Raw genomic sequence first — 26087 nt, forward strand, 5'->3', positions numbered from 1 at the left:
TCTTACTCCGTTACGCTGCCGCCGGCAGCTTCGATCGCAGCCTTGGCACCAGCCGTGGCAGCAATACCCTTCAGGGTGAACGCCTTGGTCACTTCGCCCTTGACGACGACCTTGGCCTTCTTGGCAGTGCTCGGGACCAGCTTGGCAGCACGCAGGGCGGCGAAGTCGATCTCACCGGCCGGCAGCTTGTCCAGCGCGTACAGCAGCACTTCAGCGGTGTCCTTGGCGATCGGCGAACGGAAGCCGATCTTCGGCAGACGACGCTGCATGGGGGTCTGGCCGCCTTCGAAGCCAGCCTTGATCTTGCCGCCACCCTTGCGGGCGAACGAACCCTTGTGGCCGCGGCCGGCAGTCTTGCCCAGGCCCGAGCCGATACCGCGGCCGACGCGGGTGCGCTCGGTGCGGGCGCCCGGTGCCGGGCTCAGTTCATTGAGACGCAGAGTCATGGTCGATTACTCCTCAACCTGGACGAGGTACTGAACCTTGTTGATCAGGCCGCGCACCTGCGGGCTGTCCTTCAGTTCACGCACATCGTTGAGCTTGTTCAGGCCCAGGGCACGCACCGACAGGCGGTGACGCGACTGGGTGCCACGCAGGCCACGCACCAGGCGGACCTTCACAGTCTTGTTGGACTCATTAGCCATGGTTGAGTTCCTCCACCTTCTTGCCACGCTTGGCCGCGATGCGGGCCGGCGACTGCGCAGCAGTCAGGCCCTTCACGGTGGCGCGCACCAGATTGATCGGGTTGCGCGAACCGGTGGCCTTGGCCAGCACGTTCTTCACGCCAACGGCTTCCAGCACGGCGCGCATCGCACCGCCGGCGATGACGCCAGTACCTTCCGAAGCCGGCTGCATGAACACGCGGGCTGCGCCGTGACCATCCTTGATGGTGTGCCACAGGGTGCCGTTGTTCAGGTCAACGCTGACCAGGTTCTTGCGGGCCTGTTCCATCGACTTCTGGATGGCGACCGGCACTTCGCGGGCCTTGCCATAACCGAAACCGACCTTGCCTTCGCCGTCGCCGACAACGGTCAGGGCGGTGAAGGTGAACTGGCGGCCACCCTTGACGGTCTTGCTGACGCGGTTGACCGCGACCAGCTTTTCGATCATGCCGTCGTCGATCTTCTCTTCGCGGTTACGGTCGCGATCGCGACCCCGCTGCTGACGCTCTTCTGCCATGTTGATTCCTTGGTTGTTTGGGTATGTACGGCTCGGGGCCGCTTATGGTTGTGGAGTGACGCGTTGTTCCGGTGGGCCGCTGCAGAAGAGCGGCGCCGTCCAGCCTCGCTCAGGCTGGCGAGCAGGTGGGCAGGAGGCCATCGGCCCCCTGCCCTGATCCCTTAGAACTGCAGGCCGGCTTCGCGGGCGGCTTCTGCCAGGGCCTTGATGCGGCCGTGGTAGCGGTAGCCCGAACGATCGAAGGCAACCTTCTCGATGCCGGCGGCCTTGGCGCGCTCGGCAACGATGCGGCCGACCTTGGCAGCGGCATCGGCGTTCTTGCCGTTCTTCAGGCCTTCCTTGACGTCGGTCTGGGTGGTGTTGGCGGCAGCCAGCACCTTCGAACCGTCAGCGGTGAAGACCTGGGCGTACAGGTGCTGGCCGGTGCGCAGCACCGACAGGCGGGCGACGCCGAGCTCACGGATGTGGGCGCGGGTCGACTTGGCGCGACGCAGGCGGGCGATGTTCTTGTTCATGATGTTTTTTCCTTGAAAGCGGAAGCGCCTAATTAGGCCTTCTTGGCTTCCTTACGGATGATGACTTCGTCGGAGTACTTCACGCCCTTGCCCTTGTACGGCTCCGGCTTGCGGAACGCACGGATCTTGGCGGCGACTTCACCGACGACCTGCTTGTCAGCGCCCTGGACCAGGATCTCGGTCTGGGTCGGGGTGGAGATGGTGATGCCTTCCGGCGCCACGAACACGACCGGATGCGAGAAACCGAGCGACAGGCTCAGATCCTTGCCCTGCATGGCAGCACGGTAACCCACGCCGACCAGCTCCAGCTTGCGCTCGAAGCCTTCGGACACGCCCTTGACCATGTTGGCCAGGATCGCGCGCACGGTACCGGTCAGCGCGACCAGGTCGGCGCTCTCGGTGCTCAGGGTGGCAACGCCGCTGTCGACGTTGATGGCAATACCGGCCGGCTTGACCAGCGACAGGGTGCCCTTCGGGCCCTTGACGGTGATGCTTTCCGACTGGACGTTCAGTTCGACCTTACCCAGGGTGACGGGCTTCTTGGCTACGCGGGACATAGTTCTACTCCTTTCGCCTTAGGCCACGAAGCACAGGACTTCGCCGCCGACGCCCAGCTGGCGCGCCTGCGCATCAGTCATGATGCCCTTGGAGGTGGAAATGATGGAGATGCCCAGGCCATTCATGACCTTCGGCAGCTCGCTCTTGCCGCGGTACTGGCGCAGGCCCGAACGCGAGAAGCGCTTCAGGGTCGCGATGACCGGCTTGCCTTCGAAATACTTCAGCACGATTTCCAGCTCGGACTTGTTGTTTTCCAGCTGGGTCACGCGCAGGTCGGTGATGTAACCCTCGTCCTTCAGGACCTGGGCGATCGCAACCTTGATCTTGGACGACGGGGCTTTCACCGTCTGCTTGCCAACCGCAGCCGCATTCTTGATGCGGACCAGCAGGTCGGCGATGGGATCAGTCATGCTCATATGAGTACCTTTGAGTGCACCGATATCCGCTTTCGCGAAAATCTGTTGTCTCCTGGAAACGGGCCAGGTCCCTTGATGCAGCGGGCCAGGGCCCACTCCTACAACCCCGTTTGCGCAGGGCAAGACGCGGGAGTATACGCCAAAAGAGCCCGACTTGCGCCGGGCTCTTCGGGTTTTTTCGCAGAAAGGAAGCTGAACGCCTCCCTCCCCGGTTCAGAAGCCCCCGAGGGGGCTCCTGATCGCCGGGCCGGCTGGGATTACCAGCTGGCCTTGCGCAGGCCCGGGACGTCGCCACGCATGGTGGCTTCGCGCAGCTTGTTGCGGCCGAGGCCGAACTTGCTGTACACGCCACGCGGACGACCCGACAGCTCGCAACGGTTGCGCTGACGGCTCGGCGACGAATCGCGCGGCAGCTTGGCCAGCTTGGTTGCGGCGTCGATCTTCTCTTCGTAGGTCGCGTCCACGGAGGACACGATCTTCTTCAGAGCCGCACGCTTCTCAGCGTACTTCTTGGCCAGCTTTTCCCGCTTGATGTCGCGGTTGACCATGGAGGTCTTTGCCATTTCGGTTTCCTCGACAGATCAGTTACGGAACGGGAACTTGAACGCTGCCAGCAGCGCCTTCGCTTCCGCGTCGGTCTTCGCAGTGGTGGTGATGGCGATATCCATACCGCGGATCGCGTCGACGGCGTCGAAGTCGATTTCCGGGAAGATGATCTGCTCCTTCACACCCATGTTGAAGTTGCCGCGGCCGTCGAAGGAACGACCGGAAACACCACGGAAGTCGCGCACGCGCGGCAGCGAGATGTTGATCAGGCGGTCCAGGAACTCGTACATCTTGTGGCGACGCAGCGTGGTCTTGCAGCCGATCGGCCAACCATCACGGATCTTGAACGACGCAACCGAGATACGCGACTTGGTGACAACCGGCTTCTGGCCGGAAATCTTGGTCATGTCCGCGACGGCGTTTTCCAGGATCTTCTTGTTGGTGGCAGCCTCGCCGACACCCATGTTCAGGGTGACCTTGACGAGCTTCGGTACTTCCATCGGATTGGTGTAGCCGAACTGCTTCATCAGCGCCGGCACCACTTCTTCCTTGTAGATCTTTTCGAGACGGGAAGTCATCTTCACATTCCTCAGGCGTCGAGCGCCTCACCGCTGGAGCGGAACACACGCAGTTTGCGTCCATCCTCCAGCACCTTGAAGCCAACGCGTTCGCCCTTGCCCGAAGCCGGGTTCAGCACGTTCACGTTGGAGATATGGATCGAAGCTTCGCGCTCGACCACGCCGCCGGCAACACCTGCCTGCGGGTTCGGCTTGGTGTGGCGCTTGACGATGTTCACGTTGGCGACGACCACGCGGTCGCCGTCGACGCGGACGACTTCGCCCTGCTTGCCCTTGTCCTTGCCAGCGTTGACGACAACCTGGTCGCCCTTCTTGATACGGTTAGCCATGATTATCTCCTGTCGCTCACAGCACTTCGGGAGCGAGCGAGACGATCTTCATGAACTTCTCCGAACGAAGTTCACGGGTCACCGGCCCGAAGATACGGGTACCGATCGGCTCCTGCTTGTTGTTCAGCAGGACGGCAGCGTTGCCGTCGAAGCGGATCAGCGAACCGTCGGCGCGACGCACACCCTTGCGGGTACGCACCACGACGGCGTCATACACTTCACCCTTCTTGACCTTGCCGCGCGGAATCGCATCCTTCACGGTGACCTTGATGATGTCGCCGATACCGGCGTAACGGCGCTTGGAACCACCCAGCACCTTGAAGCACATCACCTGCTTGGCACCCGAATTGTCCGCGACGTCAAGGTAGCTCTGCATCTGGATCATGATTCAGACTCCTTATTCAGCCGCACGCGTGATGACTTCCACCACGCGCCAGTTCTTGGTCTTGGACATCGGAGCAATCTCGGTCACGCGGACGACGTCGCCTTCCTTGCAGGCGTTGTCGGCATCGTGGGCGTGCAGCTTGGTCGAGCGCTTGATGTACTTGCCGTACAGCGCGTGCTTGACCTGACGCTCAACCAGGACGGTAACCGTCTTGTCCATCTTGTTGCTGACGACACGGCCTTCGACCGTGCGCAGCGTCTTCTTTTCAGTATTGTCGCTCATAGCGGCCATCCTTACTTCGTGCTGCCGAGCAGGGTCTTGACGCGAGCAATCTCGCGACGGACCCGGCGAATGTCGTGGGTCTTCGGCAGCTGGCCGGTGACCTGCTGCATACGGACAGAGAACTGTTCCTTACGCAGGTCGCTCAGGTGGGCCTTGAGTTCGTCAGCCGACTTTTCACGGAGAGTTTTGATATCCATCAGCGCACCGTACGGGTCACGAAAGTGGTGGTGACCGAGAGCTTGGCGGCGGCCAGGCGGAACGCCTCGCGAGCCACTTCCTCGGAAACACCCTCGATTTCATAGATCATGCGGCCGGGCTGGATCTGGGCCACCCAGTATTCCACGTTACCCTTACCCGAACCCATTCGGACTTCGATGGGCTTCTTGGTGATGGGCTTGTCGGGGAACACGCGGATCCACATCTTGCCGCCGCGCTTGACGTAGCGGCTGATCGAGCGGCGGGCCGCTTCGATCTGGCGCGCGGTCAGCTGACCGTGTGCGGTTGCCTTCAGGCCGTATTCGCCGAAGCTGACAGCGTTGGCGCTCCAGCTCAGGCCATCGTTACGGCCCTTGTGTACCTTGCGGTACTTGGTTCGCTTGGGTTGCAACATTGTCGTTACCTCGCTTCACGGGCCGGGCGCTGACGGTCACCACGGTCGCCGCGATCGTGACGATCGTTGCGCGACGGGGTGTCGTCCTGCTTTTCCTGGCCAACCTGGGAGAAATCGAAGACCTCGCCCTTGTAGATCCAGACCTTGATGCCGATGATGCCGTAGGTCGTCTTGGCTTCAGCGAAGCCATAGTCGATGTCGGCACGCAGGGTGTGCAGCGGCACGCGGCCTTCGCGGTACCACTCCGAACGGGCGATTTCTGCACCGTTGAGGCGGCCACCGACGTTGACCTTGATGCCCAGGGCACCCAGGCGCATCGCGTTGCCGACCGAGCGCTTCATTGCACGGCGGAACATGATGCGACGCTCCAGCTGCTGGGCGATCGACTCGGCAACGAGCTGCGCGTCCAGTTCCGGCTTGCGCACTTCGGTGACGTTGATGTGCGCCGGGACGCCCATCATCTCGCTCACTTCCTTGCGCAGCTTCTCGATGTCCTCACCGCGCTTGCCGATCACCACGCCCGGACGGGCGGTGTGGATCGTCACGCGAGCGGTCTTGGCCGGACGCTCGATCAGGATCTTGCTGATGCCGGCCTGAGCCAGCTTCTTGCGCAGCATGTCGCGCACTTTCAGGTCGGCTGCCAGGTAACCGGCGAACTCGGCCTTGTTGGCGTACCACTTGGAGTTCCAGTCCTTGGAAATGCCGAGGCGGATACCAATCGGATGAACTTTATGACCCATGGTCTTTTCCTTATCCGCTTACTTGGCGGCGCCCACAACCACAGTGATGTGGCTGGTGCGCTTGAGGATGCGGGTACCGCGGCCTTTCGCCCGCGCCATGAAACGCTTCAGGGTCGGACCTTCATCAACCATGATGGTCTGAACCTTCAGCTCGTCGACGTCGGCGCCCTGGTTGTTCTCGGCGTTGGCAATTGCCGACTCCACCACCTTCTTGATCAGGTGGGCAGCCTTCTTGTCCGAGAACTTCAGCAGGTTGACCGCACGTTCGGCCGGCAGACCGCGCACCTGGTCAGCGACCAGACGAGCCTTCTGCGGGGAGATGCGCGCAGTGCGCAGGATGGCTTTCGCTTCCATTGTCATCTCTCCTTACTTGCCCGACTTCTTGTCACCACCGTGACCCTTGAAGGTCCGGGTGATGGCAAATTCGCCGAGCTTGTGGCCGACCATGTTCTCGTTGACGAGAACCGGGATGTGGTTCTTGCCGTTATGCACGGCAATGGTGATGCCTACCATGTCAGGCAGGATCATCGAACGGCGCGACCAGGTCTTGATCGGCTTCTTGCTGCCCGCAGCGGCCTCCACCTTCTTGACGAGGTGGTGATCGACGAACGGGCCCTTCTTGAGTGAACGTGCCATGGTCGATTAGCCCCTACGATCGCGGACGATGAACTGCTGAGTGCGCTTGTTATGGCGCGTCTTGTAACCCTTGGTCGGGACACCCCACGGGGTGACCGGATGCGGGTTACCCTGGCCGGCCTTGGCCTCACCACCACCGTGCGGGTGGTCAACCGGGTTCATGGCAGCACCACGAACGGTCGGGCGGACGCCGCGCCAACGCTTGGCACCGGCCTTGCCCAGCTTTTCCAGGCTGTGCTCGTCGTTGCCGACTTCGCCGATGGTGGCGCAGCACTCGACCGGAACCTTGCGCATTTCACCCGAGCGCAGGCGCAGGGTGGCGTAGATGCCTTCACGAGCCACCAGCTGCACGGCCGCACCAGCGGCACGAGCGATCTGAGCGCCCTTGCCCGGCTTCAGTTCGATGCAGTGGATGGTGGTGCCGACCGGGATGTTGCGCAGCGGCAGGGTGTTGCCAGCCTTGATCGGGGCGTCCGAACCAGCGATCACCTGATCACCAGCCTTCAGGCCCTTCGGGGCGATGATGTAGCGACGCTCACCGTCGACGTAGCACAGCAGAGCGATGTGGGCGGTGCGGTTCGGATCGTATTCGATGCGTTCCACGCGCGCCGGGATGCCCAGCTTGTTGCGCTTGAAGTCGATGATGCGGTAGTGCTGCTTGGCACCACCACCGACGTGACGCACGGTGATGCGACCGTGGTGGTTACGACCACCCGAGCGGCTCTGCGACTCGACCAGCGCGGCGTGCGGAGCACCCTTGTGCAGGTCGGGGGTGACCACGCGCACGGCCGAACGGCGGCCGGGGGAGGTGGGCTTGAATTTCATCAATGGCATGGGATGTACCTCAGGCCTTGGCCGTTACATCGATCGACTGGCCGTCGGCCAGGCGAACGTACGCCTTGCGCCAATCGCCGCGGCGGCCAGCACGGTTACGGAAGGACTTGTTCTTGCCCTTGACGTTGACCACGTTGACGGCTTCGACCTTGACGTCGAACAGCTGCTCAACCGCGGCCTTTACATCGGCCTTGGTGGCTTCGTTCGAAACTTCGAAGACATACTGATTGGAGAGTTCCTGCAGGCGCGCGGTCTTTTCCGAGACACGCGGGGCACGCAGCACGCTGAAGATTTTTTCGTTGCTGTTCATGCCAGCCACTCCTCGACCTTCTTGACCGCGTCAGCGGTGATGACGACCGTGTCGGCACCCACCAGCGAGACCGGGTCCAGACCCTGCACGTCACGCACCTGCACGTACGGCAGATTGCGGGCGGACAGGTACAGGTGCTCGGACGCTTCCTCGGTGACGATCAGCGGGCGCTTGCCCACTTCCAGGCCGGCCAGCTTGGCGATCAGACCCTTCGTGCTGGTGGCTTCGACGTCGAAGGCCTCCACGATGGTCAGACGGCCCTGACGGTTCAGCTCGGACAGGATCGCGCACATGGCGGCACGGTACTGCTTGCGATTGACCTTCTGCTCGAAGCTGCGCGGCTTGGCCGCGAAGGTGACACCGCCGCCGACGAAGATCGGAGCCGTCAGTGCGCCATGACGCGCGCCGCCGCCCTTCTGCTTCTTCGACTTCTTGGTGGTACCAGCCACTTCGGAGCGAGTCTTCTGTGCCTTGGTGCCGGCGCGACCGGCGTTGCGGTAAGCAACGACGACCTGGTGGACCAGATCTTCGCTGAAATCGCGACCGAACACGGCTTCGGAGACCGAGACCTTGTTGTTGCTACCCGTGATAACGAGTTCCATCGTCATCTCTCCTTATGCCTTGCTCGCCGGACGGACGATCACATCGCCACCCGCCGCGCCCGGAACGGCGCCGCGAACCGCGATCAGACCGCGCTCGACGTCGACCTTGACCACTTCCAGGTTCTGGGTGCTCTGCTGCACCGCGCCCATGTGGCCCGACATCTTCTTGCCCGGGAAAACGCGACCCGGGGTCTGGCGCTGACCCAGCGAACCCGGCGCGCGATGCGACAGCGAGTTACCGTGGGTTGCATCGCCCATACGGAAGTTGTGGCGCTTGATGGTGCCCTGGAAGCCCTTACCCTTGGTGACACCCTGGACGTCGACGATCTGGCCGACTTCGAAGATGTCCGCCTTGACTTCGCCGCCAACGGCGAAATCGCCGAGCTGCGCGTCTTCAACGCGGAATTCCCACAGGCCACGACCCGCTTCCACCTTCGCCTTGGCGAAGTGGCCGGCTTCCGGCTTGTTGACCAGGGCGGCGCGACGCGCGCCGACGGTCACCTGCACGGCGCTGTAGCCGTCGGTTTCGACGGTCTTGATCTGCGCGATGCGGTTCGGGGTTGCTTCGATCAGGGTCACCGGGATGGAGCGGCCATCTTCAGTGAACACGCGGCTCATGCCGGCCTTGCGGCCCACGAAGCCCAACGAATACTTCTTCGTCATGGTCGTAGTCCTCAGGTCAGCTTGATCTGAACGTCGACGCCGGCAGCCAGTTCGAGCTTCATCAGCGCGTCCACGGTCTTGTCATTCGGGTCAACGATATCGAGCACGCGCTTGTGCGTGCGGGTCTCGTACTGGTCACGCGCGTCCTTGTCGACGTGCGGGGAAACGAGAACGGTGTAACGCTCGATCTTGGTCGGCAGCGGGATCGGGCCACGCACTTGCGCGCCGGTCCGCTTTGCCGTTTCAACGATCTCGCTGGCCGAACGGTCGATCAGACGATGATCGAACGCTTTCAGCCGGATCCGGATCTTTTGGTCCGCCATGGCGGTAGGTTCCTTCGTTAAAAGAGCGACAGACAAAGCCTCTGGGTTGCTTTGCCCCATGAAATTCCTGAATACGGACGGCCCGCAGTCCTGCAGGCCGCCAAGGTCAATCCGTGGACCTCAAAAACGTAGGCAGACCAGTTACCCGGCCTGCCCAGACGTAGAAGCATAATGGCACGCAAGGCAGCTGTCAACAGTCACCTGTTGACGCCGCCTGAATGGCATTGACCCTTCCTGGTCCGGGGAACACAAGGCACATCCTGTGCCTGCTTTCCCATTTGATACGCCCCGATGCCCTACCCAGGCAACATCGGGGCGCAGATACTACCAGATTACTCGATGATCTTCGAGACCACGCCGGCGCCGACGGTACGGCCACCTTCGCGGATGGCGAAGCGCAGGCCTTCGTCCATGGCCACCGGGTTGATCAGGGTGACTTCCATCTTGACGTTGTCACCCGGCATCACCATTTCGACGCCTTCCGGCAGCTTGGCGGCGCCGGTGATGTCGGTGGTGCGGAAGTAGAACTGCGGACGGTAACCGTTGAAGAACGGGGTGTGGCGGCCGCCCTCGTCCTTCGACAGGACGTACACTTCACCTTCGAACTTGGTGTGCGGCTTGATCGTGCCCGGCTTGGCCAGCACCTGGCCACGCTCGACGTCGTCACGCTTGGTGCCGCGCAGCAGCAGGCCAGCGTTGTCGCCTGCCTGACCCTGGTCCAGCAGCTTGCGGAACATCTCAACGCCGGTCACGGTGGTCTTCTGCACCGGACGGATGCCGACGATTTCGATTTCGTCGCCAACCTTGATCACGCCGCGCTCGATACGACCGGTCACCACGGTACCGCGGCCCGAGATCGAGAACACGTCTTCCACCGGCATCAGGAACGGCTTGTCGATCGCACGCTCCGGCTCCGGAATCCAGCTGTCCAGCGCGTCGACCAGCTTCAGGATGGCCGGCACGCCGATATCGCTCTGGTCGCCTTCCAGCGCCAGACGGGCCGAACCGGCGATGATCGGGGTGTCGTCGCCCGGGAACTCGTACTTGCTCAGCAGCTCGCGCACTTCCATCTCGACCAGCTCGAGCAGCTCGGCGTCGTCCACCATGTCGGCCTTGTTCAGGAACACGACGATGTACGGCACGCCGACCTGGCGCGACAGCAGGATGTGCTCACGGGTCTGCGGCATCGGGCCGTCAGCGGCCGAGCACACCAGGATCGCGCCGTCCATCTGGGCGGCACCGGTGATCATGTTCTTGACGTAGTCAGCGTGGCCCGGGCAGTCAACGTGGGCGTAGTGACGGGTCGGGGATTCGTATTCGACGTGCGCGGTCGAGATCGTGATGCCACGCGCCTTTTCTTCCGGCGCGGCGTCGATCGAGGAGTAGTCCTTGAACTCGCCACCGAAGCGCTCGGCACCGATCTTGGTCAGTGCGGCGGTCAGCGTGGTCTTGCCGTGGTCGACGTGACCGATGGTGCCGACGTTGACGTGCGGCTTGGTGCGTTCGAACTTACCCTTTGCCATTGTTCTATACCTTGATTGTTCGTAAGTGGTTTCAAGAGAGGCTGAGCGAGGCTCAGCCCTTCTTCATGACGGCTTCGGCGATGTTGCTCGGAGCCGGCTCGTAGTGATCGAATTCCATGGTGAAGGTGGCGCGGCCCTGGGTCTGCGAACGCAGCGCAGTGGCGTAGCCGAACATTTCACCCAGCGGGATCATCGCGTTGATGATGCTGGCCGAACCGTCACCGGTGGTGTCGGAACCCTGCAGCACGCCGCGACGACGGCTGACGTCGCCCATCACGTCACCCTGGTAATCCTCCGGGGTCACGATCTCGACCTTCATGATCGGCTCCAGCAGCACCGGCTTGGCCTTGGCGAAGCCCTGCTTGAAGGCCATCGACGAAGCCAGCTTGAACGCCATTTCCGAGGAGTCGACGTCGTGGTACGAACCGAACACCAGCTTCACCTTGACGTCCACGACCGGGAAGCCAGCCAGCGGGCCGCTGGTGATGGTTTCGCGCAGGCCCTTCTCGACCGACGGGATGAATTCCTTCGGGATCACGCCGCCGGTGATGTCGTTGATGAACAGGAAGTCGTCCTTGATCATCGGAGCGATCTTCGGATCGGCACGGTCGGCAGCGGTGATCGGCGACAGCTCGATCACGACGTGACCGTACTGACCCTTACCACCGGACTGCTTGGCGTGCTTGTAGTCCGACTTGACGTCGGCCAGGGTGATGGTTTCGCGGTAGGCCACCTGCGGCGCGCCGACGTTGGCTTCAACGTTGAACTCGCGCTTCAGACGGTCAACGATGATGTCCAGGTGCAGCTCGCCCATGCCCGAGATGATGGTCTGGCCGGATTCTTCGTCGGTCTTGACGCGGAACGACGGATCTTCCTGCGCCAGGCGGCCCAGGGCCAGGCCCATCTTTTCCTGGTCCGACTTGGTCTTCGGCTCGACGGCCATCGTGATCACCGGCTCCGGGAACGTCATGCGCTCCAGGATGATCGGGGCGTCCACGGCGCACAGGGTGTCACCGGTGGTGGTGTCCTTCAGGCCCACGGCAGCGGCGATGTCACCAGCCAGAACTTCCTTGATTTCCTCGCGGTTGTTCGAGTGCATCTGCAGGATGCGGCCGATGCGCTCCTTCTTGCCCTTCACCGAGTTCAGCACGGTGTCGCCACCGTTCAGGGTGCCCGAGTAGACACGGAAGAAGGTCAGCGCGCCGACGAACGGGTCGGTGATGATCTTGAAGGCCAGCGACGAGAACGGAGCCTTGTCGTCCGACTTGCGGGTCATTTCGACGGTGTCGTCGTCAACGTCCACGCCCTTCACGTCCGGCACGTCGACCGGCGACGGCAGCAGCTGGATCACGCCGTCCAGCATGGCCTGCACGCCCTTGTTCTTGAAGGCCGAGCCGCAGTACATCGGCACGATCTCGGTGGCCAGGGTGCGGGTACGCAGGGCGTTGATGATTTCAGCCTCGGCCAGCTCTTCGCCGCCCAGGTACTTTTCCATCAGCTCTTCGCTGGCTTCGGCAGCGGTCTCGACCATGAACTGGCGAGCCTCTTCAGCCGGGCCCTGCAGTTCGGCCGGGATGTCGCTGTATTCGAACTTCATGCCCTGCGAAGCTTCATCCCAGTGGATGGCCTTCATCTTCAGCAGGTCGACGACGCCCTTGAAGTTGTCTTCAGCGCCGATCGGAAGCTGCATCGGCACGGCAACCGCACCCAGCTTGGCCTTCAGCTGGCCGACGACCTTCTGGAAGTTGGCACCGGTGCGGTCCATCTTGTTGACGAACGCGATGCGCGGCACGTGGTACTTGTTTGCCTGGCGCCACACGGTTTCCGACTGCGGCTGCACGCCACCGACGGCGCACAGGACGAAGACGGCACCGTCGAGCACGCGCAGCGAACGCTCCACTTCGATGGTGAAGTCGACGTGCCCGGGGGTGTCGATGATGTTGAAGCGGTGCTCCGGCAGGGACTTGTCCATGCCCTTCCAGAACGCGGTGGTGGCAGCGGACTGGATCGTGATGCCACGCTCCTGCTCCTGCTCCATCCAGTCCATGGTGGCGGCGCCGTCGTGCACTTCACCGATCTTGTGGCTCTTGCCGGTGTAGAACAGGATGCGCTCGGACGTGGTGGTCTTGCCGGCATCGATGTGAGCCATGATGCCGAAGTTACGGTAACGCTCGATGGGAGTGGAACGGGCCACGGGAGCCTCTCAGATTTCTTGGATTTCGGATGGCCGAACGCCGCCTTTCGGCGGCCTTCGGATTGGCGCAGTCCTTCTGGGACCGCGAGGCAGCACGCACCGAAGTGGTGCTGCCCTGCCTGTTTTACAAGGCCGTCAAACTCACCAGCGGTAGTGCGCGAATGCCTTGTTGGCTTCGGCCATGCGGTGGGTTTCTTCGCGCTTCTTGATGGCGCCGCCGCGGTTTTCCGAGGCGTCGATCAGTTCAGCAGCCAGCTTCTTCGGCATGGTGTTCTCACCACGCTTGCGCGCGGAGTCGATCAGCCAGCGCATGGCCAGGGCCATCTTGCGCGACGAACGCACTTCGACCGGCACCTGGTAGGTGGCACCACCGACGCGGCGCGACTTGACTTCGACCGCCGGAGCGACGTTGTCCAGAGCCTTCTGCACCAGTTCAATGGCGTTGGCGCTGCTGTTCTTCTCGGTGATCACGTCCATGGCGCCGTACACGATCTTTTCGGCGACGGACTTCTTGCCGCTCTGCATGACCATGTTGATGAAACGGGCGATGGTTTCGCTTCCGTGCTTCGGATCGGGCAGGACGGAACGCTGCGGAGTATTACCCTTACGCGACATAGTGCTCTCTCCTTATGCCTTCGGACGCTTGGCGCCGTACTTGGAACGGGCCTGGCGACGCTTGGCAACGCCGGCGGCGTCGAGCGAGCCACGAACGGTGTGGTAACGCACACCCGGCAGGTCCTTGACGCGACCGCCGCGGATCAGGACCACGGAGTGCTCCTGCAGGTTGTGGCCTTCACCACCGATGTAGGAAATCACTTCTTCCTGGTTAGTCAGGCGGACCTTGGCAACCTTGCGCAGAGCCGAGTTCGGCTTCTTCGGAGTGGTGGTGTAGACACGGGTGCAGACGCCACGGCGCTGCGGGCACTTGTCGAGCGCCGGCGAGGCACTCTTGTAGGTGGTCGCTTGCCGCGGCTTGCGGACCAGCTGGTTGATCGTCGCCATCAGTAGGTTCTTCTGATTGGTGGCCGGAAAATCCGGCCAGAGATGCGGAAATGTTAAAGCAGGCCGAAATTTTGGCCTGCTGAGACAGACGATTGTAGCAACCTGCAAGGAAAGCAGTCAAACGCCTCCTGTCAAGCCCGTCCCTGATCCCGGGACGTTACTGGGGGGCCTCCATGTACCCCGTTCAGGTTGGCTGGGTCGATCGCGGACGATCTCCCCTGCCCTTTCCCAATCCCATCGATGGACCGACGGGGTGGTCCGGCCTTGCGGCCGGACCGGATACCTCATTCTTCGCCCGAGGCCTGTTCAGCTTCGGCTTCAACCACCGGGGACTCGACCGCAGCCGGGGTGCCGGCCAGGGTCTGCATTTCCGAGTCGGTGAGACCGGAAGCGCCGCGACGGCGGCTACTGTGGTAGGACAGGCCGGTACCGGCCGGAATCAGGCGGCCGACGATGACGTTTTCCTTCAGGCCACGCAGGTTGTCCTTGGTACCGCGGACGGCAGCCTCGGTCAGCACTCGGGTGGTCTCCTGGAAGGAGGCCGCCGAGATGAACGATTCGGTCGCCAGCGAGGCCTTGGTGATACCCAGCAGGACCGGATCGAAGCGCGCCGGCAGTTCGTTGCGGGTCGACAGGCGCGCATTCTCCTCGATAACGCGCTGGCGCTCCACCTGTTCGCCGTTCAGGAACTTGCTGCTGCCCTGGTCGGTGATCTCGACCTTGCGCAGCATCTGGCGGGTGATCACCTCGATGTGCTTGTCGTTGATCTTCACGCCCTGCAGGCGGTACACGTCCTGGATTTCCTTGACCAGGTAGGCAGCCAGCGGCTCGACACCCAGCAGGCGCAGGATGTCCTGCGGGCTCGGCTCGCCGTCCACGATGGTTTCACCCTTGGTGACATGCTCGCCTTCGAACACGATGACCTGGCGGTACTTCGGGATCAGCTCTTCGTGCTCCGAACCATCAGTGTCCTTGATGATCAGGCGCTGCTTGCCCTTGGTGTCCTTGCCGAAGCTGATGATGCCCGAACGCTCGGCCAGCACCGCCGGATCCTTCGGCTTGCGCGCTTCGAACAGGTCGGCCACGCGCGGCAGACCACCGGTGATGTCGCGGGTCTTCGACGCTTCCTGCGGGATCTTGGCGACGACGTCGCCCACGCCCACCGGGGCGCCGTCCTGCAGGTTGACGATCGAACGCGGCGGCAGCAGGTACTGCGCCGGCAGGTCGGTGCCCGGGATCGACAGGTCGTTGCCCTTGGCGTCGACGATGCGCACGATCGGGCGCAGGTCCTTGGCCTGGGTACCACGACGCTTCGGATCGGTGATTTCGCGCGAGGCCAGGCCGGTCAGCTCGTCGGTCTTCTCGATGACGGTGACGCCGTCGACGAAGTCGATGAAGCGGATGAAGCCGGCCACTTCCGACACGATCGGGTGGTTATGCGGATCCCAGTTGGCCACGGTCTGGCCAGCCTTGATCGCATCACCGTCCTTGGACGTGATGGTCGCACCGTACGGCAGCTTGTAACGCTCACGCTCACGGCCGTGCGCATCGAGCACCGAGATTTCGCCCGAGCGCGACACCGCCACCAGCGAGCCGTTGGCGTGCTCCACGGACTTGAGGTTGCTGAACTTGACCGAGCCGGTGGTCTTGACGGTGATGTTGTCGACCGCAGCAGCTCGCGACGCCGCACCACCGATGTGGAACGTACGCATGGTCAGCTGGGTACCCGGCTCACCGATGGACTGGGCGGCGATGACGCCGACCGCTTCACCGATGTTGACCAGGTGGCCACGCGCCAGGTCGCGGCCGTAGCAGCGCGAGCAGACACCGAAGGCCGATTCACAGGAGATGGTCGAGCGGACCTTGATGGTCTGCACGCCGGCATCTTCCAGCTTGGCAACCCAGGCTTCGTCCAGCAGGGTGTTGCGGGTGACGATCGGATCTTCGTCGTTGCCCGGCAGGAACACGTCCTCGGCAACCACGCGGCCCAGCACGCGATCCTTCAGCGGCTCGACCACGTCGCCGCCTTCCACGATCGGGGTCATGATCAGGCCTTCGGTGGTACCGCAATCCACTTCGGTGATCACCACGTCCTGCGCCACGTCGACCAGGCGACGGGTCAGGTAACCCGAGTTCGCGGTCTTCAGCGCGGTATCGGCCAGACCCTTACGGGCACCGTGGGTGGAGTTGAAGTACTCCTGCACGTTCAGGCCTTCGCGGAAGTTCGCCTTGATGGGCGTCTCGATGATCGAGCCGTCCGGGCGGGCCATCAGGCCACGCATGCCGGCCAGCTGACGGATCTGCGCCTGCGAACCACGCGCACCGGAGTCGGCCATGATGTACAGCGAGTTCATCGACTTCTGGTCGATGGTCTCGCCCTTGGCATTGACGACCTTCTCGGTACCGATGGTGTCCATCATCGCCTTGGCGATGCGCTCGTTGGTGCGCGACCAGATGTCGACCACCTTGTTGTAGCGCTCGCCGGCGGTGACCAGGCCCGACTGGTACTGCTCCTGGATTTCCAGCACTTCGGCTTCGGCCTCGGTGAGGATGCCCTTCTTCTCGTCCGGGATCAGCATGTCGTCGATGCCGATCGAGACGCCGGCGCGGGTCGCATAGGCGAAGCCGGTGTACATCAGCTTGTCGGCGAACACGACCGTGTCCTTCAGGCCGAGCTGGCGGTAGCTGGAGTTGATCAGGCGGCTGATGTTCTTCTTGGTCAGCTCGACATTGGCCAGCGCGAACGGCAGGCCTTCCGGCAGGATTTCAGCCAGCAGGGCGCGACCGATCGTGGTGTCCACGATCGAGGTCTTGTTCTGCTTGTTGCCGTCTTCGTCGGTCACCACCTCGGTGATGCGGACCTTGACCTTGGCGTGCAGTTCCACCACGCGGTTGTCGTAGGCGCGCTTGACTTCGGCGATGTTGGCGAAGGCCATGCCCTCGCCCTTCTTGTTCTCCAGCGAGCGGGTCATGTAGTACAGACCCAGCACGACGTCCTGCGACGGCACGATGATCGGCTCGCCGTTGGCCGGCGACAGGATGTTGTTGGTCGACATCATCAGCGCACGCGCTTCCAGCTGGGCTTCCAGCGAGAGCGGCACGTGGACGGCCATCTGGTCACCGTCGAAGTCGGCGTTGAACGCGGTGCAGACCAGCGGGTGCAGCTGGATGGCCTTGCCCTCGATCAGTACCGGCTCGAACGCCTGGATGCCCAGGCGGTGCAGGGTCGGCGCACGGTTCAGCATCACCGGATGCTCGCGGATGACCTCTTCCAGGATGTCCCAGACTTCGGCTTCTTCGCGCTCGACCAGCTTCTTGGCGGCCTTGATGGTGGTGGCCAGGCCACGACGCTGCAGCTTGGCGAAGACGAACGGCTTGAACAGCTCAAGCGCCATCTTCTTCGGCAGGCCGCACTGGTGCAGGCGCAGGTACGGGCCGACCACGATGACCGAACGGCCCGAGTAGTCGACGCGCTTGCCGAGCAGGTTCTGGCGGAAGCGGCCCTGCTTGCCCTTGATCATGTCGGCCAGCGACTTCAGCGGGCGCTTGTTGGTGCCGGTGATGGCACGGCCGCGACGGCCGTTGTCCAGCAGCGCATCGACCGATTCCTGCAGCATGCGCTTTTCATTGCGCACGATGATGTCCGGCGCGCTCAGTTCGAGCAGGCGGCGCAGGCGGTTGTTGCGGTTGATGACGCGGCGGTACAGGTCGTTCAGGTCGGAGGTCGCGAAGCGGCCGCCATCCAGCGGAACCAGCGGACGCAGGTCCGGCGGCAGCACCGGCAGCACGGTCATGACCATCCATTCCGGACGGTTGCCCGATTCCAGGAAGGCTTCGATCAGCTTGATGCGCTTGGTGAGGCGCTTGAGCTTGGTTTCCGAACCGGTAGCGGCGATCTCCTCGCGCAGGCGGGTCATCTCCGACTGCAGGTCGATCGTGCGCAGCAGTTCGTAGACGGCCTCGGCGCCCATGGCGGCGTCGAAGTCGTCGCCGTGCTCCTGGCGGGCCTGCAGGTACTGTTCTTCGGTCAGCAGCTGGCGGCGCTCCAGGGCGGTCAGGCCCGGCTCGGTCACCACGTACGCTTCGAAGTACAGCACGCGCTCGATGTCGCGCAGGGTCATGTCCAGCATCAGGCCAATGCGCGACGGCAGCGACTTGAGGAACCAGATGTGCGCGACCGGCGACGCCAGGTCGATGTGGCCCATGCGCTCACGACGCACCTTGGCCAGGGTCACTTCGGTGCCGCACTTTTCGCAGACCACGCCGCGGTGCTTCATGCGCTTGTACTTGCCGCACAGGCACTCGTAGTCCTTCACCGGGCCGAAGATGGCGGCGCAGAACAGGCCGTCGCGTTCCGGCTTGAAGGTACGGTAGTTGATGGTTTCCGGCTTCTTCACTTCGCCGAAGGACCACGAACGGATCAGGTCCGGCGAGGCCAGCGCGATCTTGATCGCGTCGAAGTCCAGCGTCTGGCGCTGCTGGTTGAAGAGGTTGAGCAGGTCTTTCATGGTGTTCTCCAGAAGGAGGAATGCTGTGTCGATGGGCTTTCAGTTCACTGCCAGCGGCGCGGCGGCGGACCGCCGCGCCGGCATGGATCAGTTGTCTTCCAGTTCCATGTTGATGGCCAGCGAGCGGATTTCCTTCACGAGCACGTTGAAGGATTCCGGCATGCCCGCGACCATCTCGTGCTCGCCGTCGACGATGTTCTTGTACATCTGGTTGCGGCCCTGCACGTCATCGGACTTCACCGTCAGCATTTCCTGCAGGGTGTAGGCCGCGCCGTAGGCTTCCAGCGCCCAGACTTCCATTTCACCGAAGCGCTGGCCGCCGAACTGCGCCTTGCCGCCCAGCGGCTGCTGGGTGACGAGCGAGTACGGACCGGTCGAACGGGCGTGCATCTTGTCGTCGACCAGGTGGTTCAGCTTCAGGTAGTGCATGTAACCGACGGTGGTATGGCGGTCGAAGGCTTCACCGGTGCGGCCGTCGTACAGCTGGGTCTGGCCACTGCTCGGCAGGTCGGCCAGTTCCAGCATGCGCTTGATTTCCGCTTCGGTGGCGCCGTCGAACACCGGGGTGGCCATCGGCACGCCGTCGGTCAGGTTGCGGGCCAGGCGCAGCAGCTCCTCGTCGCTGAACTGCGACAGGTCGACACGGTTGGCCACGTTGGTGTCGTCGTGGTTGTAGATGTCGTCCAGGAACTTGCGCAGGTCGGCGACCGCCGCCTGGGCTTCCAGCATCGCCTGGATCTTGCGACCCAGACCCTTGGCGGCCCAGCCCAGGTGCACTTCCAGGATCTGGCCGATGTTCATACGCGACGGCACGCCCAGCGGGTTCAGCACGATGTCCACGGTCTCGCCCGAGGCCATGTACGGCATGTCCTCGACCGGCACCACGTTGGACACCACACCCTTGTTGCCGTGGCGGCCTGCCATCTTGTCACCCGGCTGGATGCGGCGCTTCACCGCCAGGAACACCTTGACCATCTTCAGCACGCCCGGGGCGAGGTCGTCGCCCGCGGTGATCTTGCCGCGCTTGTCGGCGAAGCGACGCTCGAATTCCTTCTCGTGCGCCTGGATCTGCTTCTGGGCGCGCTCGATGGCTTCCGAGGCGTCCTCGTCCTTCATGCGCAGGGCGAACCAGTCAGACTTCTTCAGGCCGTCGAGGAAGGCGTCGGTGATCACGTCACCCTTCTTCAGGCCAGCACCACCATTGACCACCTTGCCCACGATCTGCGAACGCAGACGCATGTAGATGGCCGCTTCCAGGATGCGGAACTGGTCATCGAAGTCCTTCTTGACGCGCTTGATTTCGGACTCTTCGATCTGGCGCGCGCGCTTGTCCTTCTCGATGCCGTCGCGGGTGAAGACCTGCACGTCGATGACGGTGCCGTCCATGCCCGGCGGAACGCGCAGCGAGCTGTCCTTAACGTCCGAAGCCTTCTCGCCGAAGATCGCGCGCAGCAGCTTCTCTTCCGGGGTCAGCTGGCTTTCGCCCTTCGGGGTGACCTTGCCGACCAGGATGTCGCCAGCGCGCACTTCTGCACCGATGTACACCACGCCGCTCTCGTCCAGGCGGTTCAGCGCCTGCTCGGAGACGTTCGGGATGTCGGCGGAGATTTCCTCCGGCCCCAGCTTGGTGTCACGCGCGACGCAGGTCAGCTCTTCGATGTGGATCGTGGTGTAGCGATCCTCTTCCACCACGCGCTCGGAGAGCAGGATGGAGTCTTCGAAGTTGTAGCCGTTCCACGGCATGAACGCGATCAGCATGTTCTGGCCCAGGGCCAGCTCGCCGATGTCGGTGGACGGACCGTCGGCCAGCACGTCGCCGCGGGCGATGACGTCACCCACCTGGACCAGCGGACGCTGGTTGATGCAGGTGTTCTGGTTCGACCGGGTGTACTTGACCAGGTTGTAGATGTCCACGCCGGCGTCGGTGGCGCCAACGATCTCTTCCTCGTTGACCTTGACCACGATGCGGGCCGCGTCGATCTGCACGATCTCACCACCACGACGGGCGTTCACGGTCACACCCGAGTCACGCGCCACGGCGCGCTCGATGCCGGTGCCGACCAGCGGCTTCTGCGAACGCAGGGTCGGCACGGCCTGACGCTGCATGTTGGCGCCCATCAGTGCGCGGTTCGCGTCATCGTGCTCCAGGAACGGAACCAGCGCGGCCGCGATAGAGACGGTCTGCATCGGCGAAACGTCCATGAAGTGGACTTCCGCCGGCGGCTTCAGCAGCGATTCGCCCTGGAAGCGGCACGGAACGAACTGCTCGGTCAGGGTGCCCTTGGCGTCGGTCAGCGCGTTGGCCTGCGCAATGACGTACTCGTTCTCTTCAATTGCCGACAGGAACTCGACTTCGTCATAGACCTTGCCGTCCACGACCTTGCGGTACGGGGTCTCGAGGAAACCGTACTTGTTGGTGCGGGCGTACACGGCCAGCGAGTTGATCAGGCCGATGTTCGGGCCTTCCGGGGTTTCGATGGTGCAGACGCGGCCGTAATGGGTCGGGTGCACGTCGCGCACTTCGAAGCCGGCGCGCTCACGGGTCAGGCCGCCCGGGCCCAGGGCCGAGACGCGACGCTTGTGGGTCACTTCCGACAGCGGGTTGTTCTGGTCCATGAACTGCGACAGCTGCGAGGAGCCGAAGAACTCCTTGATGGCAGCGGCGACCGGCTTGGCGTTGATCAGTTCCTGCGGGGTCAGGCCTTCCGACTCGGCCATCGACAGGCGCTCCTTGACCGCACGCTCGACGCGGACCAGGCCGACGCGGAACACGTTCTCGGCCATTTCGCCGACCGAACGCACGCGACGGTTGCCCAGGTGATCGATGTCGTCGACCACGCCGCGACCGTTGCGGATCTCGGTCAGGACCTTGATCACGTCCAGGATGTCGGAGCTTTCGCCGTGGGCAGCGACCAGGCGCTTGGACTCTTCGTCGTTGCGCTCGCCGAAGTACTTGCTGTCGTACAGCACGGCTTCGCCGGTGGTTTCCTTGCGGCCCACGCGACGGTTGAACTTCATGCGGCCGACCGCGGACAGGTCGTAGCGCTCGAAGGTGAAGAACAGGTTGTGGAACAGGTTCTGCGCGGCATCCTTGGTCGGCGGCTCGCCCGGACGCATCATGCGGTAGATCTCGACCAGGGCTTCCAGCTGGGTCTTGGTCGGGTCGATACGCAGGGTGTTGGACAGGTACGGGCCACGATCCAGGTCGTTCACCCACAGGGTGCCCACGGCATCCACACCGGCCTTGCGGAAGGCCTGCAGCTGCTCGTCCGTGATCTCGTCGTTGGCCTGGGCCAGCAGTTCGCCGGTCGAGGCATCGACCACGTCGTGCGACAGGATGCGGCCGACGATGTAGTCGTCCGGCACGGCCAGGGCGGCAATGCCCGAGGCTTCCAGCTGCTTGATGTGACGCGCGGTGATGCGCTTGCCGGCTTCCACGATGACCTTGTCGCCGTCGGCGAGGTCGAAGCCCAGGGTCTCGCCACGCAGGCGCTCCGGCACCAGCTCCAGCTGGACGCCTTCATCCGGGTTGATGTGGAAGGTGTTGATCTCGAAGAACTCGGCCAGCATCTCTTCGTTGCTGTAGCCGAGCGCGCGCAGCAGGATCGACACCGGCAGCTTGCGGCGGCGGTCGATACGGGTGAACAGCGCGTCCTTCGGGTCGAACTCGAAGTCCAGCCAGGAGCCGCGGTAGGGAATGATGCGGGCGCTGTACAGCAGCTTGCCCGAGCTGTGGGTCTTGCCACGGTCGTGGTCGAAGAACACGCCCGGCGAGCGGTGCAGCTGGGAGACGATGACGCGCTCGGTGCCGTTGACGATGAAGGTGCCGTTCTCGGTCATCAGCGGGATTTCGCCCAGATAGACCTCCTGCTCCTTCACGTACTTGATGGCCTTGGTCGACGACTCACGGTCGTAGATCACCAGGCGCACGGTCACGCGCAGCGGGGCGCCGTAGCTCATGCCGCGCTGGCGGCACTCACGCTCGTCGAAGACCGGTTCGCCCAGCTTGTAGCCGACGTATTCCAGGGCAGCGTTGCCGCTGTAGCTGGCGATCGGGAAGACCGACTTCAGCGCAGCGTGCAGGCCGTGGTCCGTGCGCTTGGCCGGATCGACGTTTTCCTGCAGGAATTCACGATAGGAATCCACCTGGATGGCGAGCAGGAACGGCACTTCGAGAATCGAGCGCTGCTTGCCGAAATCCTTGCGGATACGCTTTTTTTCGGTGAACGAATAGGACGTCATGAGGTCTTCCACCTTGTTGTGCGGATCGTGCGCCCACGATCCGAAGGGAACTTGAAATTGTCAGTTGGAAGTCGCTGGTATTGCCGGCACCAGCACGCCTTCTCCCGCTACTTCCAACTGCCAACTCATCTGCTACCACTCCCCCGCTGCCGCGCTCGGCGCTGGCCTGCCGGGGTTTGACTGCAGCCCGTGTTGGGCTTTTTCCTGCTTTTTTCACATCCACGCATGGTGCGGATCTACAACACCGCAACAACGACCAAAGGCCGGGGGCTTACGCCCCCAGCCTTGGCTGCATCGCCGCGAATCGGTGACGATGCAAGGTAACTGCTTACTTGACTTCGACAGTCGCGCCAGCAGCTTCCAGGTCCTTCTTCATCTTCTCGGCTTCTTCCTTCGAAGCGTTGTCCTTCAGGACGCCGCCGGCTTCGGCCAGGTCCTTCGCTTCCTTCAGGCCCAGGCCGGTGATGGCGCGGACGGCCTTGATGACTTCGACCTTCTTCTCGCCGGCAGTCTTCAGGGTGACGACGAATTCGGTCTGCTCTTCAACAGCAGCAGCCGGGCCAGCGGCAGCAGCCACGGCAACCGGAGCAGCGGCGGAGACGCCGAACTTCTCTTCGATGGCCTTGACCAGCTCCATCACTTCCATCAGGGACTTCTCGGCGATGGCGTCGACGATCTGTTCGTTGGTAAGGGACATGATTAATACCTTTGGATGATTTTCTGGATTGAGGTTCCGTCAGGAACCACGGTAAGTCGAAACTCAGGCGGTCTCGGCGGCCGGCTCGGCAGCGTCAGCGGCGACATCGCCACCCCCCTGCTTCTCGCCAACGGCCTTGATGGCGCGGGCAAACATCGTGACCGGCTCGGTCAGGACGCGGGCCAGCATGGCCAGGGCCTGGTCGCGGGTCGGCAGCGATGCCAGCACGTCGACGTGGCTCGCCGGGAACACTTCACCACCGATGGCGACGACCTTAGCCTTCAGCTTGTCGTTGCCCTTGGCGGCTTCCTTGATCAGGCGACCGGCAGCGCCGGGCTCCTCGAGCGAGAACGCGTACAGCAGCGGACCAACCATCTGGTCCTGGGCGACTGCGAACTCGGTGCCTTCAACGGCGCGCGAAGCCAGGGTGTTCTTGACAACCTTCAAGAAAACACCGGTTTCACGAGCCTGCTTGCGCATCGCGGTCATCTGGGCGACCGTGGTGCCAGCGTATTCGGCTGCGATCAAGGAGTGGGCCTTGGCGGCGACGTCTGCCAGCTCGGCGACTACTTCTTGCTTCTGGGACAGATTGAGAGCCATTGCACTCCTCCTATTGAACTCCGCTTACGGCTCCTGCCGTGTGCGGTCCTGTGCGGCATCCATCCTGGACGCCGGGAACATCGGGATGATGTTCCGGGGGTGGGCCGTTCTAGACCTGGAGTGGGCCAACCTGGGAAACCCAGACGTGCGTGAACCAGAAAAACTCCAGAAGGGCACCATCTACGCAGGGTGATTCCGGGGAATCGATTAAGCGCTCCTGACTGCTCCGGCGGCGACTCCTTGCCAGATCGAGCTTCCATGCCCGTCGCCGGTATTGCCACGACCGCGCCTGCGGTCTTTGACGGCTACCGCGGGTGATGAACTGCCAGCGATGCCTTCAAATGTCACGGTCACGGCACCCGGGGCACCGTGACCGCTTGAAACAATTACTTCAGGGTCAGCGACGACTGGTCGACGGTGACGCCCGGGCCCATCGTCGAGCTGACCGAAACCTTCTGCAGGTAGGTGCCCTTCGAGGTGGCCGGCTTGGCCTTGATCAGGTCCAGCAGCAGCGCGGTCAGGTTCGACTTCAGCGCGTCTTCGGCGAAGTCGGCCTTGCCGATGGTGCAGTGGATGATGCCGGCCTTGTCGGTGCGGTAACGGACCTGACCCGACTTGGCGTTCTTCACGGCTTCACCCGGGTTCGGGGAAACGGTGCCGACCTTCGGGTTCGGCATCAGGCCGCGCGGGCCCAGCACGGTGCCCAGCTTACCGACGACGCGCATGGCGTCCGGGGTCGCGATGACGACGTCGTAGTTCAGATCGCCGGCCTGCATCTTCTCGGCCAGGTCATCCATACCGACGGCGTCGGCGCCAGCAGCCAGGGCTTCGTCAGCCTTGGCACCGGCCGGAGCGAACACGGCGACGCGGACCGACTTGCCGGTACCGGCCGGCAGCACGGTGGAGCCACGGACCTGCTGGTCGGACTTCTTCGCATCGACGCCCAGGCGCACAGCGACGTCGATCGACTCGACGAACTTGGCCTTGGTGGCGGTCTTCAGGATGTTGATCGCGTCCTCGAAGGCGTATGCCTTGCCCGGAACGACGGCGGCCTTGATGGCCTTCTCACGCTTGGTCTGTGCCATCTTATTAACCCTCCACCACGAGGCCCATGGAACGGGCAGAGCCAGCGATGGTACGCACGGCGGCGTCCAGGTCGGCGGCAGTCAGATCCGGTTCCTTCGCCTTGGCGATCTCTTCCAGCTGCTTACGGGTGACCTTGCCGACCTTCTCGGTGTTCGGGCGCTTGGAGCCCGACGAGATGCCAGCGGCCTTCTTCAGCAGGGTGGTAGCCGGGGTGCTCTTGGTGATGAAGGTGAACGTACGGTCCGAGTAGGCCGTGATGATCACCGGAACCGGCAGACCCGGCTCGAGCTTCTGCGTGGCAGCGTTGAACGCCTTGCAGAATTCCATGATGTTCAGGCCACGCTGACCCAGCGCAGGACCGACCGGCGGCGAGGGGTTGGCCTGACCGGCCTTCACCTGCAGCTTGATGTAACCGACAACTTTCTTTGCCATGTGAGTGCTCTCCGGGTGCTAGCGCCTTTCGACAACAGGCTCCCCATCGGACCGGGAATCACGCGTCCCGGCATCGCGTTTTGAAATCATGCTGAAGGCCACCTTGCGGCGGCCTCGTCCTGCTGGCTTCCCCAGCGGGGAGCCGCGCACTATAACAGGTTTTTTCTTCACATGCCTGAATCGGCAGGTAAACGAACGGAACCGGGCTAGGCCCGGTTCCCTTTGGAGAGTCGAGCCATGCCCGACTACCGCACCATCCAGACCCCGGAGTCGAGCATGGCTCGACTCGACAGGACA

Annotated in this window: 31 protein-coding genes; all 31 read right to left on the reverse strand. The window is 63.1% G+C overall.

Features of this window, described 5'->3' with window-relative positions:
- Window positions 1–2: 2 nt before the first annotated feature.
- The 31 genes from rplO to rplK all read right to left on the reverse strand — a co-directional run bounded on the left by rplO (window position 3) and on the right by rplK (window position 25790).
- Entirely contained in the window at window positions 3–446 is a 444-nt protein-coding gene (gene rplO, locus ACM0PK_RS08310; protein ID WP_004154498.1) for a 50S ribosomal protein L15, read from the reverse strand.
- Between the two features lie 6 nt (window positions 447–452).
- The gene (rpmD, locus tag ACM0PK_RS08315) at window positions 453–644 is read right to left on the reverse strand and encodes a 50S ribosomal protein L30 (RefSeq protein WP_005408214.1); all 192 of its coding nucleotides are present in this window, start codon (window positions 642–644) and stop codon (window positions 453–455) included.
- Window positions 637–1179 (reverse strand): 30S ribosomal protein S5, encoded by a 543-nt coding sequence (gene rpsE, locus ACM0PK_RS08320; protein WP_005415419.1) that lies wholly within the window; start codon window positions 1177–1179, stop codon window positions 637–639. Before rpsE ends, rpmD begins: the two co-directional genes overlap by 8 nt.
- 161 nt (window positions 1180–1340) lie before the next feature.
- The gene (gene rplR / locus ACM0PK_RS08325) at window positions 1341–1694 is read right to left on the reverse strand and encodes a 50S ribosomal protein L18 (RefSeq protein WP_004154495.1); all 354 of its coding nucleotides are present in this window, start codon (window positions 1692–1694) and stop codon (window positions 1341–1343) included.
- Window positions 1695–1726: 32 nt separating this feature from the next.
- Entirely contained in the window at window positions 1727–2251 is a 525-nt protein-coding gene (gene rplF / locus ACM0PK_RS08330) for a 50S ribosomal protein L6 (RefSeq protein ID WP_049416175.1), read from the reverse strand.
- 18 nt (window positions 2252–2269) lie between these two features.
- Window positions 2270–2668, reverse strand: a complete 399-nt coding sequence (gene rpsH / locus ACM0PK_RS08335; protein WP_005408210.1) for a 30S ribosomal protein S8 — start codon at window positions 2666–2668, stop codon at window positions 2270–2272.
- A gap of 257 nt (window positions 2669–2925) precedes the next feature.
- Window positions 2926–3231 (reverse strand): 30S ribosomal protein S14, encoded by a 306-nt coding sequence (gene rpsN / locus ACM0PK_RS08340; RefSeq protein ID WP_005408209.1) that lies wholly within the window; start codon window positions 3229–3231, stop codon window positions 2926–2928.
- Window positions 3232–3249: 18 nt separating this feature from the next.
- Window positions 3250–3792 (reverse strand): 50S ribosomal protein L5, encoded by a 543-nt coding sequence (gene rplE, locus ACM0PK_RS08345; protein WP_005415416.1) that lies wholly within the window; start codon window positions 3790–3792, stop codon window positions 3250–3252.
- A gap of 11 nt (window positions 3793–3803) precedes the next feature.
- Entirely contained in the window at window positions 3804–4121 is a 318-nt protein-coding gene (rplX, locus tag ACM0PK_RS08350) for a 50S ribosomal protein L24 (RefSeq protein ID WP_004154490.1), read from the reverse strand.
- 16 nt (window positions 4122–4137) lie between these two features.
- On the reverse strand, window positions 4138–4506 hold the full coding sequence (gene rplN / locus ACM0PK_RS08355) for a 50S ribosomal protein L14 (RefSeq protein ID WP_010483978.1): 369 nt from the start codon (window positions 4504–4506) through the stop codon (window positions 4138–4140).
- Window positions 4507–4518: 12 nt separating this feature from the next.
- The gene (gene rpsQ, locus ACM0PK_RS08360; RefSeq protein WP_004154489.1) at window positions 4519–4788 is read right to left on the reverse strand and encodes a 30S ribosomal protein S17; all 270 of its coding nucleotides are present in this window, start codon (window positions 4786–4788) and stop codon (window positions 4519–4521) included.
- An 11-nt stretch (window positions 4789–4799) separates the two neighbouring features.
- The gene (gene rpmC / locus ACM0PK_RS08365; protein ID WP_414607168.1) at window positions 4800–4985 is read right to left on the reverse strand and encodes a 50S ribosomal protein L29; all 186 of its coding nucleotides are present in this window, start codon (window positions 4983–4985) and stop codon (window positions 4800–4802) included.
- Entirely contained in the window at window positions 4985–5398 is a 414-nt protein-coding gene (gene rplP / locus ACM0PK_RS08370) for a 50S ribosomal protein L16 (RefSeq protein WP_004154486.1), read from the reverse strand. Before rplP ends, rpmC begins: the two co-directional genes overlap by 1 nt.
- Before the next feature lie 5 nt (window positions 5399–5403).
- Entirely contained in the window at window positions 5404–6138 is a 735-nt protein-coding gene (gene rpsC / locus ACM0PK_RS08375) for a 30S ribosomal protein S3 (RefSeq protein WP_005415414.1), read from the reverse strand.
- An 18-nt stretch (window positions 6139–6156) separates the two neighbouring features.
- Window positions 6157–6492: a 50S ribosomal protein L22 gene (rplV, locus tag ACM0PK_RS08380; RefSeq protein ID WP_004145348.1), complete on the reverse strand. Its 336-nt coding sequence runs from the start codon at window positions 6490–6492 to the stop codon at window positions 6157–6159.
- A 12-nt stretch (window positions 6493–6504) separates the two neighbouring features.
- Window positions 6505–6774 (reverse strand): 30S ribosomal protein S19, encoded by a 270-nt coding sequence (rpsS, locus tag ACM0PK_RS08385; protein WP_005415413.1) that lies wholly within the window; start codon window positions 6772–6774, stop codon window positions 6505–6507.
- A gap of 6 nt (window positions 6775–6780) precedes the next feature.
- Window positions 6781–7608, reverse strand: coding sequence for a 50S ribosomal protein L2 (gene rplB / locus ACM0PK_RS08390; protein ID WP_004145339.1), 828 nt, complete (start codon window positions 7606–7608; stop codon window positions 6781–6783).
- 10 nt (window positions 7609–7618) lie between these two features.
- The gene (rplW, locus tag ACM0PK_RS08395; RefSeq protein ID WP_004145338.1) at window positions 7619–7918 is read right to left on the reverse strand and encodes a 50S ribosomal protein L23; all 300 of its coding nucleotides are present in this window, start codon (window positions 7916–7918) and stop codon (window positions 7619–7621) included.
- A complete protein-coding gene (rplD, locus tag ACM0PK_RS08400; protein WP_005415412.1) occupies window positions 7915–8520 on the reverse strand; it encodes a 50S ribosomal protein L4 in 606 nt (201 codons plus the stop codon). The genes rplW and rplD overlap by 4 nt, the downstream gene beginning before the upstream one ends.
- 12 nt (window positions 8521–8532) lie before the next feature.
- A complete protein-coding gene (rplC, locus tag ACM0PK_RS08405; RefSeq protein ID WP_004145336.1) occupies window positions 8533–9183 on the reverse strand; it encodes a 50S ribosomal protein L3 in 651 nt (216 codons plus the stop codon).
- A gap of 11 nt (window positions 9184–9194) precedes the next feature.
- Entirely contained in the window at window positions 9195–9506 is a 312-nt protein-coding gene (gene rpsJ / locus ACM0PK_RS08410; protein ID WP_005408208.1) for a 30S ribosomal protein S10, read from the reverse strand.
- A 332-nt stretch (window positions 9507–9838) separates the two neighbouring features.
- Entirely contained in the window at window positions 9839–11029 is a 1191-nt protein-coding gene (gene tuf, locus ACM0PK_RS08415) for an elongation factor Tu (RefSeq protein WP_065178958.1), read from the reverse strand.
- Window positions 11030–11081: 52 nt separating this feature from the next.
- On the reverse strand, window positions 11082–13223 hold the full coding sequence (gene fusA / locus ACM0PK_RS08420) for an elongation factor G (RefSeq protein ID WP_414607167.1): 2142 nt from the start codon (window positions 13221–13223) through the stop codon (window positions 11082–11084).
- Between the two features lie 141 nt (window positions 13224–13364).
- Window positions 13365–13838 (reverse strand): 30S ribosomal protein S7, encoded by a 474-nt coding sequence (gene rpsG, locus ACM0PK_RS08425; protein ID WP_004145321.1) that lies wholly within the window; start codon window positions 13836–13838, stop codon window positions 13365–13367.
- 12 nt (window positions 13839–13850) lie between these two features.
- Window positions 13851–14225 (reverse strand): 30S ribosomal protein S12, encoded by a 375-nt coding sequence (rpsL, locus tag ACM0PK_RS08430; RefSeq protein WP_004145320.1) that lies wholly within the window; start codon window positions 14223–14225, stop codon window positions 13851–13853.
- Between the two features lie 284 nt (window positions 14226–14509).
- On the reverse strand, window positions 14510–18733 hold the full coding sequence (gene rpoC / locus ACM0PK_RS08435; protein ID WP_061480645.1) for a DNA-directed RNA polymerase subunit beta': 4224 nt from the start codon (window positions 18731–18733) through the stop codon (window positions 14510–14512).
- A gap of 87 nt (window positions 18734–18820) precedes the next feature.
- Complete coding sequence (gene rpoB, locus ACM0PK_RS08440; protein WP_005415409.1) at window positions 18821–22975, reverse strand: DNA-directed RNA polymerase subunit beta; 4155 nt, start codon at window positions 22973–22975, stop codon at window positions 18821–18823.
- Window positions 22976–23303: 328 nt separating this feature from the next.
- The gene (rplL, locus tag ACM0PK_RS08445) at window positions 23304–23672 is read right to left on the reverse strand and encodes a 50S ribosomal protein L7/L12 (RefSeq protein ID WP_005415408.1); all 369 of its coding nucleotides are present in this window, start codon (window positions 23670–23672) and stop codon (window positions 23304–23306) included.
- A gap of 63 nt (window positions 23673–23735) precedes the next feature.
- Window positions 23736–24272 carry a 50S ribosomal protein L10 gene (rplJ, locus tag ACM0PK_RS08450; protein WP_005408203.1) on the reverse strand — a complete coding sequence of 179 codons (537 nt, stop codon included), beginning with the start codon at window positions 24270–24272 and terminating at the stop codon, window positions 23736–23738.
- A 386-nt stretch (window positions 24273–24658) separates the two neighbouring features.
- Window positions 24659–25357 (reverse strand): 50S ribosomal protein L1, encoded by a 699-nt coding sequence (gene rplA / locus ACM0PK_RS08455; protein WP_005415407.1) that lies wholly within the window; start codon window positions 25355–25357, stop codon window positions 24659–24661.
- 4 nt (window positions 25358–25361) lie between these two features.
- Window positions 25362–25790: a 50S ribosomal protein L11 gene (rplK, locus tag ACM0PK_RS08460; protein ID WP_004145248.1), complete on the reverse strand. Its 429-nt coding sequence runs from the start codon at window positions 25788–25790 to the stop codon at window positions 25362–25364.
- Between the last annotated feature and the right edge of the window lie 297 nt (window positions 25791–26087).

This window comes from Stenotrophomonas sp. FR010 (genome assembly GCF_047520755.2).
Lineage (GTDB): Bacteria > Pseudomonadota > Gammaproteobacteria > Xanthomonadales > Xanthomonadaceae > Stenotrophomonas > Stenotrophomonas sepilia.